Source organism: Mesorhizobium marinum, from assembly GCF_040813675.1.
Lineage (GTDB): Bacteria > Pseudomonadota > Alphaproteobacteria > Rhizobiales > Rhizobiaceae > Mesorhizobium_K > Mesorhizobium_K marinum.
Window position 1 is genome coordinate 489,641 of record NZ_JBFOCI010000001.1, and the last position, 14,659, is coordinate 504,299.

Here is a 14,659-nt window from a genome sequence, read left to right on the forward strand (position 1 = left end):
CGGGCGGTATCAAGTTTCGCGGCCGGCTTATTCCATCCCGATGACGTCGCCGGCCTGGGTCACCGTGCAGTGCGAGGTCCGGCCGCTGGTGTCCATCGTCAGGATCCAGTTCTCGCCCGAACGCCTGGCGTGCTTGACGATACTCGATCCGTCCGCCACCTCCTGGTAGTCGTCGGCGCCGTTCATGCAGGCATCCATCGCCGCCTGCGAGGGCGAGCGTGGCGCGGCGGCATCGCTCTGCTCGGCGGCTTTGCGGCCGCAGTCGCGGTCCGGCAGCATGTCGATCGCCTTGTAGCGCCCCTGCGACACCTGCACCTTCACGCATATGCCGGTCTTCTCGTTCCACCAGATGTTGCCGCTGCCGGCCTCGGCATAGCCGCGCGCCTGCATCTGTGTTTCCGCGCCGGCGGCGCGCGCGCCCAGAAGGTCGAGGATGTCGTCTGGCGTGTCGGCCAGCGCCGGCAACGCGATGAGCGACAGCGCCATGGCAAGCTTCCGTTTCACCCCGCCGCCTCCCGTGCCGCGGGCTTGGCCCGCATCTCGATCGTGGCAGGATATCAGCGCCTCTCGTCATGCGATACCGGAACCAAATGCGTCCGCAAAAGTTTGTCTGCCAGTGACAACGCAGAGGGTAACGACATGCTTCGTGGTGGATTGCTTTGGCTGATCGGCATACCGATCCCGGTCATCATCATTCTCTGGTTCCTCGGTTACCTGTCGTAGACGCCATGTCCGTCGACGCCAGCAAATCCGTGACGCCGCTCATCGGTCTGGCCGGCATTGCCGGGGGAGCCGTGGCATCGCTTGGCATGTTCGCCATGGGCACGGCCTTCGCCGTCTGGTTCCTCGCTTCGGAGCCGGCCGGCGAGCCGTTCTACAGCGCCGATGTCACCGACCTCTGGAGTTCGACGCCGCGCCATGTCGATCTCGCCGACCAGCACCTGGAACGGCTTCCGGCGCGCCAGGCTGAACCTTTCGCTTCACCGACCCAGGCGCGTCTGGCCGAAGGGCAGCCATCCTTTGAAACCGTCAGCACCGGTCTGGACATGGCCGATCGTGTCGATCCGATCACGACTTCCTCGCTCGCGACCGACGACGCCGACATGCCGGCCGGCCTCTCGCCGCTGCACGAGCAATGGTGCGCGGACCACTACCGTTCCTATCGGCCGCACGACGACAGCTACACGTCCTATGGCGGCGAGGTCCGCAGGTGCGTCTCGCCCTTCTCGCGCGCCGGCGACGCCGAACCGCTTGCCGTGGACGCCGTCCCCGGCGATGACCTTATCGTGGAGGACGCCGTGGACGTCCGCGCCTATGTCGAGGAGGATGAGTTTCTCGGTGCGCCCGTCCAGCGCTTCGTCGCGCACGACGAACCGGCGTCCATCCGCTATGCGCTCGATACCGGCGGCGGATGGAACGCCTCCGAGCACATCGCGTCCTGCTTCGACCGCTACCGCTCCTACCGGCCCGGGGACAACAGCTACCAGCCCTATGGCGGCGGGCCCCGCCGTCAGTGCCACTGACGCCGGGGAGATCCGTCAGCCGGACTTTCTGCACACGTACTCGACGCCGTCGGGGTCCGGGTCGCGATAGGTGGCCTCGTCGCCCTTGATCCAGATGGAGCGGCCGAAGCTGCCCGCATAGCGTGAGCCCGATCCTGTCGGCTCGAGCGTTCCGGTATCGATGGAATCGCCGCGCTCGAAGCGCACGCTCGGCAGCTTCGTCTCGAAGAAGGAGGTGACCACCTCGTTGGACGGGTTGCCGCCACAGGACCAGAAGACCGTGGCCGAAGGCTTCTCCAGCATGAACTGCGTCACCAGTTCGGCCTCGCGTCGCTCATACTGCCATTTGACGCAGGCGCGCGGGTCGTCGTCCTTCCAGCATTCGTCGCGTCCCTTGATCCAGCCGCGCTGATACGCGAGCAGTTCCTTTTCCGCCTTGTCGGCGCCGGAATCGAGGCCGCGCGCGACCGCGAGCGCGGCGGCGAAACGGTCGGCCACCAGCCGGTCGAGCCCGGTGAGTTCGGCGTCGCCGCAGACCAGCTTTTCGGCCGAACTTTCGGCCTTGGCGCAATCGAAGGACGGGCCGTCCTCCGCCAGCGAGACGCCGCCGACGACGGCGAGCGCCGAGGCCGCGAGACATCCGGCGACGAGCCTGCGGCGGAGCGTTCTCGGGAGCGGAAGGATCTGGGGCACGGTATCGGTCCTTCGGGTTGAGAGGTGAGGGCTTTGTCGTCCCGCTTCGATGCTACGCGGCGGTCGCGCGGTCGGCAAGAATGCCGCCATTTTCGCCGCATCGCCTTCGACCGCGCGCCGACGTGCGCTCCCGTCCGGACCGTGCTATGCTGTCTGCGCGTTCATCTTCGGGGACGGCTGATGACGGACAATGCCGCGGCATCGAGCGTTCCAGCGGGCCTCTGGGCAGTCCGCCTCGGCGCTATCATCTGGTTCCTTCTGATCGTCGGCTGTCTGATGGCGCTTCCGGTGATGCTGGACGCGACCTGGCTGCTGGTCGCGGCGGCTGTCGTGCTCGCATTGCTGGCCGGCGCCTTGTGGGCGTTCCTTCGCCGCCTGATTTCGTCGCGCCACGGTCGCTTCGGTCACGACTGGCTGAAGGGCGGGCTCGCCGCCTTTTTCGTCCTGTGCATCGCGATTGCCGCGCCGATCTACTACATCGCGGTCAAGACCGAGACCGACCCGGCCCTGCTGCCGCGCGCCGTGTTGACCAACGGCGAGAAGACCGTGGTCTACCAGGGCATGATGCATATCGGCACGGAACGCTTCTACAAGCAGGTCGTCTACGACGCCGAAAAGGCGCTCTCCGACGGCTACGTGCTTTATTACGAGGGCGTCCAGCCCAATCCCGAGGGCGACAAATGGTTCGCCGACAACCTTGCCGGCGGCGGAGACCTCTCGGACAACTACAGGAAGCTGGGCGAAATGTGCGGTCTGCAGTTCCAGCTCGGCTATTTCGATCTCCTGGAAAAGGACAAGGCCGTGCATCCGCAATCGCACGTCACGGCCGATGTCGACACGCTGCAGATGAAGCAGGAGTACGACCGTCTGATGGCCTCCGATCCGGAGTTCGCCGCGGCTTTCCAGGCCGAGCAGGCGGCGCAGTCGAATGCCGGCGGCGACATGGCCGGCGCGATGGGCTTCCTCGACAACCTCACCGAAGGCCAGAAGAAGCTGTCGGGCTATGTCTGCCGCTTCATGATGAGCCGGGTGGCCAAGGGCAACGGCGAGGCGCGCCAGATCGACAAGGTGATCCTCGACTTCCGCAACCGCAAGCTGGCGGAGCGCATCCTGGCCGACCCGCACGACAAGATCTACATCACCTACGGCGCGCACCACCTGGAAGGCATCCTGCCGCTGCTGCAGCAGGCCGACCCGCGCTGGCGCGTCGAATCGGTCTCATGGATCCGACCGGTCGAAGCCCCCGAGCAGTTCGAGGCCTCGCTGTAGCGAGGGAGGTTTCGGGAGAGTTGCAACGCGCCGTATCGGCGCGTTCGCTCGCCTATGATCCAAGCACCCCCGGCAGGTTCAGCCCCTTTTCCTTGGCGCACTCGATCGCGATGTCGTAACCGGCGTCCGCATGGCGCATGACGCCCGTCGCCGGGTCGTTCCACAACACGCGCTCCAGCCGTCTGGCCGCTTCATCAGTGCCGTCGGCGACGATCACCATGCCGGAATGCTGCGAAAAGCCCATGCCGACGCCGCCGCCATGGTGCAGCGACACCCAGGTCGCGCCGGACGCGGTGTTCAGAAGTGCGTTGAGCAGCGGCCAGTCCGACACGGCGTCGGAGCCGTCCTTCATCGCTTCCGTCTCGCGGTTGGGCGAGGCGACCGAGCCGCTATCCAGATGGTCGCGGCCAATCACGACGGGCGCCTTCAGTTCGCCCTTGGCCACCATCTCGTTGAACGCGAGGCCGAGCCTGTGGCGGTCGCCGAGGCCGACCCAGCAGATGCGCGCCGGCAGGCCCTGGAAGGCGATGCGCTCGCGCGCCATGTCCAGCCAGTTGTGCAGGTGCGTGTTGCCGGGCGTCAGTTCCTTCACCTTGGCGTCGGTGCGGTGGATGTCCTCGGGATCGCCCGACAGCGCGGCCCAGCGGAACGGGCCGATGCCTCGGCAGAACAGCGGGCGGATATAGGCCGGCACGAAGCCGGGGAAGGCGAAGGCGTTTTCGAAACCCTCGTCCTTGGCGACCTGGCGGATGTTGTTGCCGTAGTCGAGCGTCGGCACGCCGGCATCCCAGAATTTCACCATCGCCTCGACATGCTCGCGCATGGAAGCCCGCGCGGCCTTCTCCACCGCATGCGGGTCGCTCACCCGCTTCTCGCGCCACTCGGCCATCGTCCAGCCCTTCGGCAGGTAGCCGTTCAGCGGGTCGTGCGCCGAGGTCTGGTCGGTCAGCATGTCCGGCCGGACGCCCCGGCGGTAAAGCTCCGGCACGATTTCGGCGGCGTTGCCGAGCAGGCCGACCGACTTCGCCTCGCCGGCCTTGGTCCAGCGCTCGATCTTCTCCAGCGCTTCCTCGATGGTCTCGGCCTTCTCGTCGAGATATCTGGTGCGCAGCCGGAAATCGATCGAATCCGGGTTGCATTCGATCGCCAGGCAGCATGCGCCGGCCATCACGGCGGCCAGCGGCTGCGCGCCGCCCATGCCGCCCAGACCGGCAGTCAGGATCCACTTGCCCTTGAGGTTGCCGCCATAGTGCTGGCGACCGGCCTCGACGAAGGTCTCGTAGGTACCCTGGACGATGCCCTGCGTGCCGATATAGATCCAGGAGCCGGCCGTCATCTGGCCGTACATCATGAGCCCCTTCTTATCGAGCTCGTTGAACTTCTCCCAGTTCGCCCAGTGCGGCACGATGTTGGAGTTTGCGATCAGCACGCGCGGCGCGTTTTCATGCGTGCGGAAGACGCCGACCGGCTTGCCGGACTGCACCAGAAGCGTCTCGTCCTCCTTCAGCGCCTTCAGGGTCGAGACGATGGTGTCGAAGTCGTTCCAGGTGCGCGCCGCGCGCCCGATGCCGCCATAGACGACGAGTTCGTTCGGGTTTTCCGCGACGTCGGGGTCGAGATTGTTCATCAGCATCCTGAGCGGCGCTTCCGTTGTCCAGGAAAGCGCGTTGAGTTCGCTGCCCCGGGGGCTGCGGATCTCGCGGATGTTGTGTCTCGGATTGGCAGGGCTGCTCATGGTCTCGTCTCCCGCGAAAGGTCGCGTTTCGGTCTATCGTCCGGCAAGGCGCGGCCATCGCGCCGGCCGGGGTGGTGTCGAACCCGATCAGCCGCCCCTGCGGGCGGCGATCTCGAATGCAAGTGCTTCAAGTCGCTGCAGTATTTTCTTGAGAACGTCGCGCAGTCGCGCCGCATTCTCCACGTCGTAGTCGAAGGGCGGCGTTTCGCTCTTCAGGTGCGTCGCCTGGGTCAGTTCCATCTGGATGGCGTGCACGCCTTCCTTGGGGCGTCCGTAGTGCCGCGTCGTCCAGCCGCCGCGGAAGCGCCCGTTGACGACCGTCGAGAAGCCTTCGGCGGCCATGCAGATCGCGCCGACCTCCTGCTCCATCAGGGGATCGCAGGTCCGGCCGTTGTCGGTGCCGATGCTGAAGTCGGGCAGCACCCCTTCGAACAGGAACGGGCAGACAGAGCGGATGGAGTGGCAGTCATAGAGCACGGCGACGCCATGCCGTGCCTTCACCCGTTCGATCTCGGCCGCAAGTACCTGGTGGTACGGCGCGTGAAAGCGCTCGACCCTCCGCGCGATCTCGTCGGCGTCCGGCGCGCGGCCTTCGATCCAGAGCGGGTTGTCGTCGAAATCCGTCAGCGGCACGAGGCCGGTGGTGTTCTGGCCGGGATAGAGGCTGGTTCCGGCCGGGTCGCGGTTGGCGTCGATGCAGTAGCGGTGGAAAGTCGCACGCACTGTCGTCGCCGCAGGCAGCAGCCCCCGGTAGAGCTCGTGGACGTGCCAGTCCGTGTCGCGCAGCTTGCGGCCTTCTTCGTTCAGGTTGGCGCGGATGTCGTCGGGCACCCAGGTTCCCGTGTGCGGGAATGCGAGGATGACGGGCGACAGGCCGCGGCTGAGTTCGACCAGTTCCAAGGCTCAGGCCTCCAGCACGGGCAGGATGCCGGCGCTCACGCTGGCGTTGAGGGTGCCGTCGAGCACGATCGCGGCCGCCGCCCTCAGGTCATCCGCCATGTAGCGGTCGACCTCGAGATCGGGCACCACCGAGCGTACCGCGCGGTACGCCTTGAGCAGTTCTTCGCCGGTCTTCAGGGGGCTGCGGAAATCCACGCCCTGCGCCGCCGTCACGGCTTCTATGCCAATGATTCCGCAAAGGTTCTCAGTCATCTGCAGGAGGCGCCGCGCGCCGTGGCAGGCCATCGACACATGGTCCTCCTGGTTGGCGGAGGTCGGCGTGGAATCGACCGAGGCCGGATGCGCCATCTGCTTGTTCTCGCTCATCAGCGCGGCGCTGGTCACCTCGGCGATCATCAGCCCGGAGTTCAGTCCGGGCTTCTTGGCGAGAAACGCCGGCAGGCCGAAGGACAGCGCCGGGTCGACCAGCAGCGCGATGCGGCGTTGCGCGATCGCGCCGATCTCGCAGACGGCGATCGCGATCTGGTCGGCTGCGAAGGCAACCGGCTCGGCGTGGAAGTTGCCGCCCGACACCACGGACCCGTCGGAAAACACGAGTGGGTTGTCGGTGACGGCGTTGGCTTCCGTCTCCAGCGTCTTCGCCGCCATCCTGAGGAGGTCGAGACAGGCGCCGTCGACCTGCGGCTGGCAGCGGATGCAATAGGGGTCCTGCACGCGCTCGTCGCCCTCGAGATGGCTGTCGCGGATTTCTGAGCCCTTCAGCAGGGCGCGCAGGGCCTGGGCCGTGTCGATCTGGCCCTTGTGGCCCCTCAGCGTGTGGATTTCCTCGTGGAACGGCGCAGACGAACCCATCGCCGCGTCGGTCGACAGCGCGCCGGTGATCAGCGCCGCGTTCGCCGCGCGGTGCGCCCGGAAAAGACCGGCCAAGGCGAGGGCGGTCGACACCTGCGTGCCGTTGATCAGAGCAAGGCCCTCCTTGGCGGCGAGCGTGATGGCTCTGAGCCCGGCCTTATCGAGGCCGGCCTGCGCGGACATCCGTTCGCCCCGGAAATAGACCTCGCCGACGCCGAGCATGGCCGCGGTCATGTGCGCCAGCGGCGCGAGGTCGCCGGACGCCCCGACCGATCCCTTCTCGGGGATGACCGGCACGACGTTGCGGGCGAGCATCGCCTCGATCATGGCCACCGTGGCCGGCCTGACGCCCGACGCGCCGCGTCCGAGCGATATCAGCTTCAGCGCCATCACCAGCCTGACGATTTCGGCGGGCAGGGGCTGGCCGACGCCGCAGCAATGCGACAGGATCAGGTTCCTCTGCAGCGTTTCCACGTCGGCCGCGTCGATGCGGACGCTGGCGAGCTTTCCGAAGCCGGTGTTGATGCCGTAGACCGGGTCGCCTTTGTCGACGATCGTCTTGATGACGCCGGCCGCCGCGGCGATCTTCTCGCGGCAGCTTTCGTCGAGCGACGGCAGAGCGCCTTCGTGGATCTCGCGCAGTTCGGCGAGCGTGACCTGTCCGGGTTTGAGAACGAGCGACTTCATTTGCCTCTCCAGACGCGGCGATGAAGGGGGTTGAAACCAATGCGGTAGACGAGTTCGGCGGGGCTCTCGACGTCCCAGATCGCGAGGTCGGCCCACTTGCCGGCTTCCAGCGTCCCGACCTCGTGTTGCAGCCCGAGCGCCTGCGCGGCGCGGCATGTGACGCCGGCTAGGCATTCCTCGACCGTCATGCCGAACAGCGTGGCGCCCATGTTCATGGTGAGCAGCAGCGAGGTGAGGGGAGAGGTGCCGGGATTGTTGTCGGTCGCCAGCGCCATCGCCACGCCGCGCTCGCGGAAGAGCTCGACCGGCGGTTTCCTGGTCTCGCGGATGAAATAGAAGGCGCCGGGCAGGATGACGGCAACCGTGCCGGCCTGGGCCATCGCGGCCGCGCCGCCTTCGTCGGTGTATTCCAGATGGTCGGCCGACAGCGCGCCGTAGCGGGCAGCAAGGGCTGCGCCATGCAGGTTGGACAACTGGTCGGCGTGCAACTTGACCGGCAGGCCGAGCGTTTTCGCCTTGTCGAACACGCGCGCGATCTGCTCCGGCGAGAAGGCGATGCCTTCGCAGAAGCCGTCTACGGCATCTGCAAGCCCCTGGCCGGCGATCGCCGGCAGCATCTCGTCAGCGACCTTTGCGACATAGGCGTCCTTGTCGCCCCTCGCTTCCGGCGGCATTGCGTGCGCGCCGAGGAAGGTGGTGCGGATGGCGACGTCCCGTACGGTTGCCAGCCTGCGCGCGGCGCGCAGCGACTTTGCCTCGTTGTCGAGGTCGAGACCGTAGCCGGACTTTACCTCGACGGTCGTCACGCCTTCGGCGATCAGTGCGTCCAGCCGCGGCAGCGACTGGCGCACCAGTTCGTCCTCGCTGGCGGCCCTCAGCGCCTTGACCGAGGAGACGATGCCGCCGCCGGCTCTTGCAACCTCTTCATAGGTCGCGCCGGCCAGCCGCATCTCGAACTCGTTGGCTCGGTTGCCGGCATGGACGAGATGGGTGTGGCAGTCGATCAGGCCGGGCGTGACCAGCCGTCCCTCGCAGTCGATCGCGGCGGCGCCGTCGAATCTGGCAGGCAGGTCGGCTTCGGGGCCGGCGAAGACGATCCGCCCGGCTCTCGACGCGACGCATCCCTTTTCCACAAGCCGTGGTGCGGCGGCGGCCATCGGGGCGAGCCGGGCATTGCGCCAGATCGTGATCCGATCCTCGTCAGCGCCTGACAGGAAAGCTCCAGTCAAATTCGTTTCCTCCTGAACGTCTAATATGTATATACATATTTTAGGTCGAAGGCAACTCGACTGCGGTGTCCCGGCCGGTGATGATATCCCTTTCGGGAACAATGCTGTCGTTTCCGGCGGCAGACATCTGTTACATCGGTTGCGGTAGTCTAGCGTTTCCGGCCAGGCACAACAGGTATCCGAACAGACATGGAAGACGTGACCCGCCTCGACATCAAGAGGGACGAAAGAGCCTGTGTCTACACGGTCCTCACAGGCGGCTACGAGGTTCTAAACGAACAGCCGGTCGCCGGTCGGTCGGACCTCCCCTTCATCTGCTTCACCGATGATCCGACTTTGACGAGTCCCACCTGGCAGATCAGGGTGGTGAAGCCGCTGTTTCCGGCGGATCCGGTCCGCAGCCAGCGCGCGATCAAGCTGCTTCCCCACAAGTTTCTGCCGGACTTCGACGCGTCGCTCTACATCGACAACAGCGTGCTGCTGAAGGTTAAGCCCGAGGAGATACTCCAGAGATATCTCGCATCGTCTCCCTTTGCTCTTTTTTGGCACAGCGATCGTCCGACGCTGACTGAGGAATTCCACGCGGTCGCACACGCCGGCTACGACGACGTGAGACGCGTTGCCGAGCAATTCGCCCACTACTCGGCAACGTTCCCCGAACTGCTGGACAACAGGCCGTTCTGGGCCGCCATCCTGTTGAGACGCCATGCCGATCCCTTGGTGCGGCACACGATGGAGATTTGGCGCGACCATGTCCTGCGCTATTCGCGTCGCGACCAGCTCTCCTTCAACATCGCCTGTGCGATCACGCAGATGTCGCCGAACACCATCATTGAGGACTGCCGGGATTCCTGGATGCACTCCTGGCCACATGTCGTGGATCGCAAGCGGGTCCTCGCCTATGGAGGCGGCGAAGCCTGGATGCAGCCGTTTGAACAGTATCTTCCGGCGTCGCAGGTGGGCGGCGTCAGAGATGGCATGTCGGCCGCGCTGTCGGCGATGGAAGCGGAGATCGCGGCCCTCAAGGCATCGAAGAGCTGGCGCGTCACGGCGCCGATGCGCAGTGCGGCGACCGCGGCCCGCAGGGCGGCAGCGAGTATCCGGTCGTTGCCGGCCAGGCGACGGGCTCCACCCCGACGCGTCCGGGGGGCAGAGACCCTCGCCCCGCCGGAAGAGGCGGCTCAGTTCGCGCGCGAGGGCTATGTCGGGCCGAGGCAGCTCCTTACGGCCGAGCAGTGTCGCCTGATACTCGACCACTATCGACATGGAGGCATCCGCGCCAATCCGCAATGGCCGAAGGACCTGGCCGACAGGGATCCCTTGTTCTACGATCTCGCCAACCGACCCGCCATCGTCGCCACCGTCGAGAGGCTGCTGGGGCACCGCGCGGTAGTTTGGGGCGCCAGCGTCATCGAGCGCGAGCCGGGCCAGGTCCATCGAATTCACACCGACATCGAGAGCGCGGCGCCCGAAGGTGGCCACGTCTCGGTGTGGATCGGCCTTGAAGGCACGTCGCGCGACTCCGCGCTGCAGCTCATCAGTCGCTCGCACACTTTGGGAACTCCTGTTCAGAAGGAGTTCTTCGATCGCAAGCAGGACAGGGCGAAGACGGCCGACGCGACCGTTCTCGAATGGGCCAGGTCGAAGAACCCGGATGCGAAGCTGGTGCAGCCTTCGATGGCGGACGGCGACGCGCTGTTCTTCGACGGGCGCCTCTGGCACGGCTCGCGCAACACCGGCTCGGACAAGCGCACCGCCTTGCTCCTGCAGTACGCCAAGGCAGGCACAAAAGTCGCCATACAGGAAGTGGGTGCCAGCGACTGGCCGTTCCGCATGTCAGGCGAGACCGCCCGGTGCCTTCCCGTGGACGGGTCGAGCGCGCCCGGCAACGCGTCGAACCCGCACAACGGTCGGCCGCTCGCTTCGGTGCTCGATGCAGGAGACCGGTTCGTGCCGGTGGCCGAGGGGTTCAAGCCCTATCACTTGCTTCGAGGCGCAACGCCCAACGTGTCCGACATGGAATCGCACGTCTCGGTGCTGAGCCCCGGACACTCGCCGCATCCCCCGCACCACCATGTCGAGGAGGAGTTGCTCATCGTCCTCGATGGGGAAGCGGAACTGATCATCCCCGACACCGCCGATCCCGCCGGCGCGCGTGTCGAGCGGCTGACCGCCGGCGGGATCGCCTACTACCCGGCCTACCAGTACCACACGATCCGCAACGTCTCGTCCCGCCCGGTCACCTACCTGATGTACAAATGGCGGGCGGCGCCGAAGGAAACCAGCGGCCAGCTGGGCACGACGATCCTGCACACGAACCAGGTGCAGATGCCGGACCGGCCGATGGCGGTGTCCGGACTGATGGAATCGCCGACCGGCTACCTGTCGAAGCTGCATGCGCATCTGACGACCATGAAGCCCGGCGCCGGCTACGACGACCATGTCGACGACCATGACGTGGCGATCATAGTCTTCGACGGTACGGTCGATACGCTGGGCAAGCGCATCGGGCCGATGGGCACCGCGTTCAGCCCGGCGGGCGAGCCGCACGGCCTCAGGAATTCGGGCGACGTGGACGCCCGCTACCTCGTCTTCGAGTTCCACGCCTGAGGCCGCGATGCACATACTGAAGGCAGACTCCTATCGCCGGACGCCGTGGAAGAACGGCGGCGGCGAGACATCCGAGATCGCGGTCCATCCTGAGGGCGCTGGCTTCGACGATTTCTCGTGGCGGGTGTCGATGGCGCGTGTCGCGGCCGACGGACCGTTCTCGGCGTTTCCCGGTATCGACCGCACGCTTTCGGTGCTGGAAGGAAAGGGCATTGCCCTCGACATCGACGGGCGCGATCCCGTCGTGCTGACGGCGGATTCCGAGCCGCTGCGCTTCGCCGCCGATGCGACGACGTTCGGCCGCCTCGTCGACGGGCCGATCAGCGACCTCAACGTGATGACGCGCCGGGGCCGTTTCGACCACCGGGTGACGCGCCGCGACGTCGACGGCCGGATCATGCTCGTCGTCTCTGGCGCCTCTCTGTTGTTCTGCGCTGGACCCGAGCTGCAGCTTGCCGCGGAAGGTGTTGCGGAAAGGCTCGGCCCATGGGACGCAGCGCTGTTCGAAGGGCCGGCTCGCAGCGTCGCGGTCGAAGGAAACGGCCGGCTGCTCGTGGTCGAGCTCCGGGATATCGACTAGGCTGGCTGCCGCCGGTTTTCCGGCAATGCGAGGCGGCCGGATGGGTCAGCCGCACCGCCAGAACCAGACCGTCATCATGCCTGAACGGCCGCGGATCGCGGTTTCGGCCGGCCCCTGCAACGTTCCGCCTTCCAGCGGGTTCTGGCCCGCTGCGCGGTAGAGCTCGCCGCTCAGGGCGAGCTCGGCGCCATTCCTCGCGGCAACCTCCATCAGGCGGCTCGCCACGTTCACCGTGTCTCCGGTCGCGGTGATGGTCTGCTGGCTGCCGCCGCCGAGGCGCGAGGCGACGATCGAGCCGCAGTGAGCGCCGAGCTTTATGCCGATGCTGGCAGCCTGCGCGGCGGGCTGGCCCGCAAGCCAGTCGCGCGAACGGCGGGCGAGCGCCGTGGCGCAGGCCAGTGCGTTGGCCGGATCGTCGGGCGTTGGTCGCGGCAAGCCGAAGACGATCATCGCGCCGTCCCCCATGAAGCTGGTGATGATGCCCTTGCGCGGTTCCGCCTCCTGTTCGACCAGCCGGTAGAAGTCGTCGAGCAGGTCGCGCATCACCCCGGCAGCGGCGATCTCGCTGAAACCGGTGAAGCCGGACAGGTCGATGAACACGATGGACGCCTCCTGGCGGACCGGGATGGCGAGGAAATCAGGATTCCGGGCCAGCCAGTCGCGCAGCGCCGGCGCCTGGAACCGCCGCAGCAGCGCGTTCTGCTGGGCGAAGCGCTGCGCGCGTCGGCGGTCGAGCCAGATCTGAGAGGCGCCGAACAGCATGGCCGGCGGAACGGTCGCAGCGATCGGCAGCGCGGCGCTCAGCCAGATACCCTGGGCGAACAGGATCGTTTCGGCGGCAAGCCAGAGCGTCGCCAGCAAGGCCAGCGCGGCGAGCCCGAGCAGGCTGCGACGCCAGGCAAGCAGGGCGACGACGGACATCGGCAGGAGCACGGCAATCACGGCGTCGGCGAGGCGGGTCCGCTGGTCGCGCACCATGCCGCCGCCGCCCGTCAGGTGGGCGATGGCTGTCGAGACGACCTCGACGCCCGGCAGCACCGCGTCGAACGGCGTTGGGTAGACGTCGCCGCTGCCGATCACCGTCGCGCCGATGACGACGATCTTTCCGGCGACCTGCTCCTCCGTCAGCCTGCCGGCAAGGACGGCTGCGGCGCCGACCGTGGCGATGGTGCCGCGCGGCCCGTAGTAGCTGATCGGCAGTCGCTGCCCGAGGTCGGTGCGCACGACACGGTCGCCGATCGCGACGCTGCCGTCTTCGAACACCGGTGCAGCGTCGAGAGCCAGCGACGCCGCCTGCAGCGCGAACGACGCTTCGACGCGCTCGCCGGATCGGAAGATCAGAGGCGCCAGCCGGGGCGATCCGGACGAATCGGTCGCGACGTTGACGACGCCCACCGCCGCCGCCTCGGCGAAGCGGTCGAGCGGCAGCACAAGGGCATCGGCGACGGGAACCCCGTCGAAAGCGCTTCCCGAGGCCGGCGGGGCGTTCTGCCGCTGCTCGCCGAACACGGCTGCCGCGGCGACAAGGCTGCGGTTTCTGGCCAGCGACGCGGCCAGCGCCCGGTCGCCATCCTCCTCGCCGGGATCGAGGAGAAGGATATCCAGCGCCACGACCTTGGGGCCGAGGGCTGCGACGGCGTCGACGATGCGGGCGAGCGTCGCCCGGCTGATCGGATAGGCACCTTCCTGGGTGGCCATCTCGTCGTCGATGGCGACAATCAGGAGGGTCGACGGAGGTTCGCGCACGCCGCGGAGGACCGTTCTCAGGTCGACCGTCGTCGCTTCCATCCGGTCGAGCAGCCATGGTTCGCCGCGCAGGTGGGGAGCGGCGAGAAAGGCGCCCCAGAGGCCGGCCAGCACCACGCCGACGATGGCCTGCAGCCTCCTCCCGCTCATCGATAGCTATTCACCGAAGCGGGCCAGCAAGGCGGCGACCCTTGCCGCGCCCCATTGGCGGACGGCGAGCGGTTCGGTCCCAGTTTCCACGTCGACCCCGTCGCCGTGGCCCAGTTCCACGACGGGTGCCCCTGCTTCGCGGCTGACCGCGACCCGCCCCTCCGCGACGAAGACCGACGTCTTGCCGTTGACGACATCGACCGCCCATTTGGTGCCGCGCACCGCCGCGATGGCCTGCGGCGTAATGACCTCGAAGCCGCCCTCGACGGCGCCGGGCGTCACCTCGAGCATCAGCGCCTGGCCCTCCAGCCGCACGGCCTCCGGGCCTTCCGCGGCTGTTCGGTCGACCAGGCTGAAGCGCGTTCCGTCCTCGGCGACGATCCGCACGCCGTTGGGGCAGGTCAGCGCCGTCCGCTCCGGATCGTGCAGCGTTTCCGCGCGGCAGCCGACCGAATTCGACTGGGCAAGCGCCGACACGGTGAGGAAGATGCAGACGGCGCCGCTTGCGGGCCACAAACCTTTGAGATGCATGAAAGTCCTCCTTGCCGGCCTTAGCCGGGAAGCGTGTCCGTCGCCGCAGTGCGGTGGTTCATGCGGACTACCGCTTCAGGTCGCGTGGAACACCGGGATCATGACACGAAAAAGCCTCAATCCCTACGTTGTCACGAGCCGGTATCCGCGCTTTTATCGAATCCGCGCCACCGGT

General features: G+C 67.0%; 12 protein-coding genes. 4 read left to right on the forward strand and 8 right to left on the reverse strand.

Translation table 11 applies throughout. The features are described from left to right. Window positions 1-27: 27 nt before the first annotated feature. Window positions 28-504: a hypothetical protein gene (locus tag ABUE31_RS02350; protein WP_367721888.1), complete on the reverse strand. Its 477-nt coding sequence runs from the start codon at window positions 502-504 to the stop codon at window positions 28-30. A gap of 224 nt (window positions 505-728) precedes the next feature. Here ABUE31_RS02350 and ABUE31_RS02355 point away from each other — a divergent pair, with 224 nt between their 5' ends. Continuing rightward, the gene (locus tag ABUE31_RS02355) at window positions 729-1,523 is read left to right on the forward strand and encodes a BA14K family protein (protein WP_367721889.1); all 795 of its coding nucleotides are present in this window, start codon (window positions 729-731) and stop codon (window positions 1,521-1,523) included. Window positions 1,524-1,538: 15 nt separating this feature from the next. Here ABUE31_RS02355 and ABUE31_RS02360 read toward each other — a convergent pair whose 3' ends face one another. Further along, entirely contained in the window at window positions 1,539-2,195 is a 657-nt protein-coding gene (locus ABUE31_RS02360) for an MliC family protein (RefSeq protein ID WP_367721890.1), read from the reverse strand. Between the two features lie 180 nt (window positions 2,196-2,375). Between ABUE31_RS02360 and ABUE31_RS02365 the strand changes: the two genes are divergently transcribed. Beyond that, window positions 2,376-3,464 carry a hypothetical protein gene (locus ABUE31_RS02365; protein WP_367721891.1) on the forward strand — a complete coding sequence of 363 codons (1,089 nt, stop codon included), beginning with the start codon at window positions 2,376-2,378 and terminating at the stop codon, window positions 3,462-3,464. Window positions 3,465-3,516: 52 nt separating this feature from the next. Here ABUE31_RS02365 and hutU read toward each other — a convergent pair whose 3' ends face one another. From hutU to hutI, 4 genes are all read right to left on the reverse strand, one after another. Beyond that, window positions 3,517-5,199, reverse strand: a complete 1,683-nt coding sequence (gene hutU, locus ABUE31_RS02370; RefSeq protein ID WP_367721892.1) for a urocanate hydratase — start codon at window positions 5,197-5,199, stop codon at window positions 3,517-3,519. Window positions 5,200-5,286: 87 nt separating this feature from the next. Continuing rightward, on the reverse strand, window positions 5,287-6,099 hold the full coding sequence (hutG, locus tag ABUE31_RS02375; protein WP_367721893.1) for an N-formylglutamate deformylase: 813 nt from the start codon (window positions 6,097-6,099) through the stop codon (window positions 5,287-5,289). A gap of 3 nt (window positions 6,100-6,102) precedes the next feature. Next, a complete protein-coding gene (hutH, locus tag ABUE31_RS02380) occupies window positions 6,103-7,638 on the reverse strand; it encodes a histidine ammonia-lyase (RefSeq protein ID WP_367721894.1) in 1,536 nt (511 codons plus the stop codon). Next, entirely contained in the window at window positions 7,635-8,795 is a 1,161-nt protein-coding gene (gene hutI, locus ABUE31_RS02385; protein ID WP_367722507.1) for an imidazolonepropionase, read from the reverse strand. Before hutI ends, hutH begins: the two co-directional genes overlap by 4 nt. Window positions 8,796-9,056: 261 nt before the next feature. Between hutI and ABUE31_RS02390 the strand changes: the two genes are divergently transcribed. Continuing rightward, on the forward strand, window positions 9,057-11,477 hold the full coding sequence (locus ABUE31_RS02390) for a cupin domain-containing protein (RefSeq protein WP_367721895.1): 2,421 nt from the start codon (window positions 9,057-9,059) through the stop codon (window positions 11,475-11,477). A gap of 7 nt (window positions 11,478-11,484) precedes the next feature. Continuing rightward, window positions 11,485-12,057, forward strand: a complete 573-nt coding sequence (locus tag ABUE31_RS02395) for a HutD/Ves family protein (RefSeq protein ID WP_367721896.1) — start codon at window positions 11,485-11,487, stop codon at window positions 12,055-12,057. A 45-nt stretch (window positions 12,058-12,102) separates the two neighbouring features. On the opposite strand, the gene ABUE31_RS02400 is transcribed toward ABUE31_RS02395, so the two are convergent. Then, window positions 12,103-13,953, reverse strand: a complete 1,851-nt coding sequence (locus tag ABUE31_RS02400; protein WP_367721897.1) for a CHASE2 domain-containing protein — start codon at window positions 13,951-13,953, stop codon at window positions 12,103-12,105. Window positions 13,954-13,959: 6 nt separating this feature from the next. Beyond that, on the reverse strand, window positions 13,960-14,484 hold the full coding sequence (locus ABUE31_RS02405) for a FecR domain-containing protein (protein WP_367721898.1): 525 nt from the start codon (window positions 14,482-14,484) through the stop codon (window positions 13,960-13,962). Between the last annotated feature and the right edge of the window lie 175 nt (window positions 14,485-14,659).

What these genes read in the sequence shown, in the direction of transcription:
- ABUE31_RS02355 (WP_367721889.1), top strand. Translation starts at nt 729, where the DNA reads ATGTCCGTCGACGCCAGCAAATCCGTGACGCCGCTCATCGGTCTGGCC.
- ABUE31_RS02365 (WP_367721891.1), top strand. Translation starts at nt 2,376, where the DNA reads ATGACGGACAATGCCGCGGCATCGAGCGTTCCAGCGGGCCTCTGGGCA.
- hutU (WP_367721892.1), bottom strand. Translation starts at nt 5,199, where the DNA reads ATGAGCAGCCCTGCCAATCCGAGACACAACATCCGCGAGATCCGCAGC.
- hutH (WP_367721894.1), bottom strand. Translation starts at nt 7,638, where the DNA reads ATGAAGTCGCTCGTTCTCAAACCCGGACAGGTCACGCTCGCCGAACTG.
- hutI (WP_367722507.1), bottom strand. Translation starts at nt 8,795, where the DNA reads ATGGCCGCCGCCGCACCACGGCTTGTGGAAAAGGGATGCGTCGCGTCG.
- ABUE31_RS02390 (WP_367721895.1), top strand. Translation starts at nt 9,057, where the DNA reads ATGGAAGACGTGACCCGCCTCGACATCAAGAGGGACGAAAGAGCCTGT.
- ABUE31_RS02395 (WP_367721896.1), top strand. Translation starts at nt 11,485, where the DNA reads ATGCACATACTGAAGGCAGACTCCTATCGCCGGACGCCGTGGAAGAAC.
- ABUE31_RS02400 (WP_367721897.1), bottom strand. Translation starts at nt 13,953, where the DNA reads ATGAGCGGGAGGAGGCTGCAGGCCATCGTCGGCGTGGTGCTGGCCGGC.
- ABUE31_RS02405 (WP_367721898.1), bottom strand. Translation starts at nt 14,484, where the DNA reads ATGCATCTCAAAGGTTTGTGGCCCGCAAGCGGCGCCGTCTGCATCTTC.